Origin of the sequence: Campylobacter ureolyticus (assembly GCF_027277485.1) — a bacterium.
In the GTDB taxonomy this organism is placed as follows: domain Bacteria; phylum Campylobacterota; class Campylobacteria; order Campylobacterales; family Campylobacteraceae; genus Campylobacter_B; species Campylobacter_B ureolyticus_B.
Window position 1 is genome coordinate 1 of the sequence record NZ_JAPXGQ010000027.1, and the last position, 3,785, is coordinate 3,785.

The following is a 3,785-nucleotide window of genomic DNA, read 5'->3' on the forward strand; positions in this document are numbered from 1 at the left end:
TCTACTTTATAGACGATAAAAATCTACTTTTTGGTATGTTTTATAGACGATAAAAATCTACTTTATAGACGATAAAAATCTACTTAGACGATAAAAATCTACTTTATAGGGGATAAAAATCTACTTTGGCTACATTTGGTGTAAATTAAATGTGTTTTCAAAGTGTTTTAGGCTGTCAAATTTCATCGTGCTTATATGATTGTCATCTACATTTTTTACACTTATAATTATTTTTCCGTTTGGCTCTTGTTCTATTTTTTGAATTTTCAGTATGTCATATTCGCCAAATTTATTTTTAAATCGCATATTTCTAAGCCTGTAAGGTTCTAAGCCTGTTATTTCTTTTCCTGTAAAGGGGTCGATTTTTTTAGGTTGTTCCTGGTTACTTCGCTTTAACTCTTTTAGCATTTGTTCTTTTTTAATGTCTTGTGCTATGTATTGTAATGCTTTTTCGTTTTTCTTTTGCTCTTTTGGTTCGTCGGTTTCAGGCATAAAATAAAATTCTATTCTCTCAACTGGTCGCCCCCTGCCTGTTCCCCTTATTTTTTTATAGGTTAATTTTTTAAAAATTGGGTTGTTTTGGTTAAAAATGTCGGCTTCCTGTGTAAGCTCTGCGATAGCTGGTTTTAGAATTTGGCGTTCAATATCAAACATTCTGTAACTTGTCGGTATATCCATAATCTCTATAAACTCAGCCCATTTTATAGACCTAAAGCCTGTAAATCTAAACTGTTTTAAAAGCCTGTAAAGAGTTTGTGTGTATTTGCTTGAAAGACTGCTAAACTCTGCTAATTCTAGCATTGTAAATTTTCCGTCTTTAAAATTATTTAGCATAAATAAAAATCTGCTGTTAATACTTGCTTCTAGGGTCTTATTTTCATCATCAACTAAGAACTCATTAAAAAGGGTAAAATAAGCGGTTTTTGTAGGTGTCATCTCCCATTTTATAGCCGATTGAACTACCTTACCAACGCCATCATTTATTAATTTTGATAATTCTTTGCTAGTGTATTTATTATCTGATATAAACTCTGCTATCTCACTAAAATTTAATTTGAGCTTTTCCGCTCCCTTGTCATTAAACCTTGCCACTATGCTAAAAAATAAATTAGCTTCTACTTTGTCAAGGTTTTTAAATGCTAATAGGTTCATCTTATTATCGTAATAGACTGATAGTTTAGCCATTTTATCCCCTTTTGATTGCTTTATACTGCCAAAGGGCGGGGACTTTCGCCCCCGTTCTTGCCTACTTCCTAATCTCAACTTCCACTTTAAGCTTAAAAAGCCTAAAATTTAGGTATAATTTCAGCAGTAGGTGCTTAGTATGCTTTCGCATATCAGCCCCCTTTTGACAGTATTTGCCCCTTAGCTCTGCAAAGCTTTGGGGCTTTTTTATTATACTATTTTAGCGATAAGAAATCAATTATATCGTTTATAAATAATACAATTTGATTTTTATCATCTATAACTTACCTACTTCTATGCCTTTGTCTTTCCCTTTCCAAGACCCTTTCAAGCTCTCTTTTATGCTTGTTTATGAACGCTCTAACTTCATCGATACCGCTTTTAATACTTCGTTTGCCCTGTTCTCGAAGTGTCTCTCCAAACTCTGTAATATTCCTTTGAAATTGTCGTCCAAATTCTTGTATTCGCCCTGTAATGTGTTTTCTAAAACTTGCTTCTGATTGTCGAAAAATGTCTGCAAAGATTGTATGTCGTTCGTGCTGCTGCTTAATGCCTTTTCTAACTTCTCGTAATCGTTCAAAGCTTGGTTTAATACTTGCTTCAAGCTCTGTATTTCTTTGTCGCTCTCTTGCTTCCCTAAGCTCTCTAATTCGTTTAATAGCTTCTCGTTTTCGTTTCTCTCGCTCTCTAATGTAGTTTTCATCGATGATAGGCTCTTGTTGCTGTTTTCTATTGTCTGCAAGTAAAGCGTATTCTCTCTCGTTAAGTCGTATTGGCTCTTTTTGAGTTGGTTTATAATCTGCTCTTGTTCTTTTAGCTGTTCTAATAGCTTCTTGTTCTCGTTCTCTAAGCTGTCTAGCTCTTTCATCAATTCGATTTCTAACGCTGTCATCTATATCACTCCTAGAAGTTTCAGAGATAGGGCTAAAATCACTAGAAATAGAATTATCAATGAAATTATCAGCTTTGTGTTCGTTCGCTTTAAATTCATCAATTCCTGTGTGATAATTGTCATATCTGTTTTTATGCTGTCGGTCTCTTTTCTCAAATTCTCGCTTATAGTATTTAGATTTTGCGTTGTATGCTCGTTCAAACTGATTTCTAAGTCGTTCAAGTTCCGCCGTATTATCTCTTTGACTAAATTCTCGTTCTCTCTCTTTTTGTTCATCGCCGATTGTTCTAATGCTTTCAATGCTTCGGAATTCATCGCTATAAATACCCCCTTTAAATCTTTTTGCTTTGGTGTTGTCTGGTAATTTTATGCTTAAATAGTCTTTGCCCTGTCTTGTAACTTCTACGCCGTTATCTTGTAGTAATTTAATAATCTCGGCTCGGCTCTGTAATGTGCCATTTTTTACTTCTTGCTGTAAAAAGTTGTCTAGCTTCTCATAATCCTTATAAATTTCTACTTGCTTTTTACTGCCTTGTATGGTCTGCTCTTTGCTTGGGTCTTTTGGATTTTTAAAGTTATACTCTATGTTTTTAATATCTTGCCACGATGCTATACGGCTTAAATCTGCGTTGTGATAGTAAGGGTTTAAAGCCTTTTTTGTTTGTAGGTCTATTTTAGGGATTACGAAATTTAACTCTAACCGCCCCTTGTCGTTATGTTCTACCCACAAAATATTATATCTGCCCTGTGCTTCATCGGTCATCAACGCTTTTTCAAAGTCCGCCATAAGCTTAAATTTTAACTGCTCGTCGATGTCTTTCTCTTCAAAGCTTAACACGCCAACGCAAGTCTTATGCTTTTGGCTCATATTCTTAATTATATCTCTTGTTAATTGCTCGTCGCCCTGTAAAATCCTGCTCGTGCCTTGTTCCACTCTCTTATCTAAAAGATAATCAATAGCACTATTTCCACCCCCTTTTTTAGTATTAAAAAACTTTACAATCATATCTTTTCTTTTAGTGAGTTAATGCTATCTCTAATATCAATAATCGCTGATAAACCTAAATTATTCAGTCTATCCCCTTTATTGAGTTTTCTAGTAAGCTGATTTAGATTATTGCCTATCCTATTAAGCTCTAATAAATACTCTTTATTTATTGACTTAGCTTTACTTGGTTTTTTATTAATCATTGAGTGAAGTGCAAATTCTGTAAAGTTAGAATAATTACCTAAATCCATTTTTTCTTTAATGGTAGAAAACTCATCATCTGTAAAACGAATTGTTTTTCTTATGCTTTTATAAGATTTCATTTACACTCCTGTAAAAATAATGGATTGGCTAAGGGGTTCAAAGGGGAATTTTCCCCTTGCGAGTTCTCTTGTCTAAACGAAGTGTCAGACAAAGAGTAACCTCGCCCTATGATTTTAAATTTTAGCATAATTTTTGATTTTTTGGAGCGTTTTCCTTTTAACTTCTTTTTAAATTTAACTTTTTAACCTTTTATAGGAAATTTGACCCTTTGCAAAGCACCATTTTAATGGACTTAGAGAGGGGCTAAATTTTGTTATAGACGATAAAAATCTACTTTATAGACGATAAAAATCTACTTTTTGGTATGTTTTATAGACGATAAAAATCTACTTTATAGACGATAAAAATCTACTTAGACGATAAAAATCTACTTTATAGGGGATAAAAATCTACTTT

At 33.3% G+C, this 3,785-nt stretch carries 3 protein-coding genes; all 3 read right to left on the bottom strand.

Going from position 1 to position 3,785, the window contains the following annotated elements; genetic code table 11:
- Window positions 1-129: 129 nt before the first annotated feature.
- A complete protein-coding gene (locus tag O6B72_RS09210; protein WP_269492977.1) occupies window positions 130-1,185 on the bottom strand; it encodes a replication initiation protein in 1,056 nt (351 codons plus the stop codon).
- Between the two features lie 284 nt (window positions 1,186-1,469).
- Window positions 1,470-3,083 (bottom strand): relaxase/mobilization nuclease domain-containing protein, encoded by a 1,614-nt coding sequence (locus O6B72_RS09215; RefSeq protein WP_332112750.1) that lies wholly within the window; start codon window positions 3,081-3,083, stop codon window positions 1,470-1,472.
- Window positions 3,080-3,388 (bottom strand): plasmid mobilization protein, encoded by a 309-nt coding sequence (locus tag O6B72_RS09220; RefSeq protein ID WP_269492978.1) that lies wholly within the window; start codon window positions 3,386-3,388, stop codon window positions 3,080-3,082. The genes O6B72_RS09215 and O6B72_RS09220 overlap by 4 nt, the downstream gene beginning before the upstream one ends.
- Window positions 3,389-3,785 lie beyond the last annotated feature (397 nt).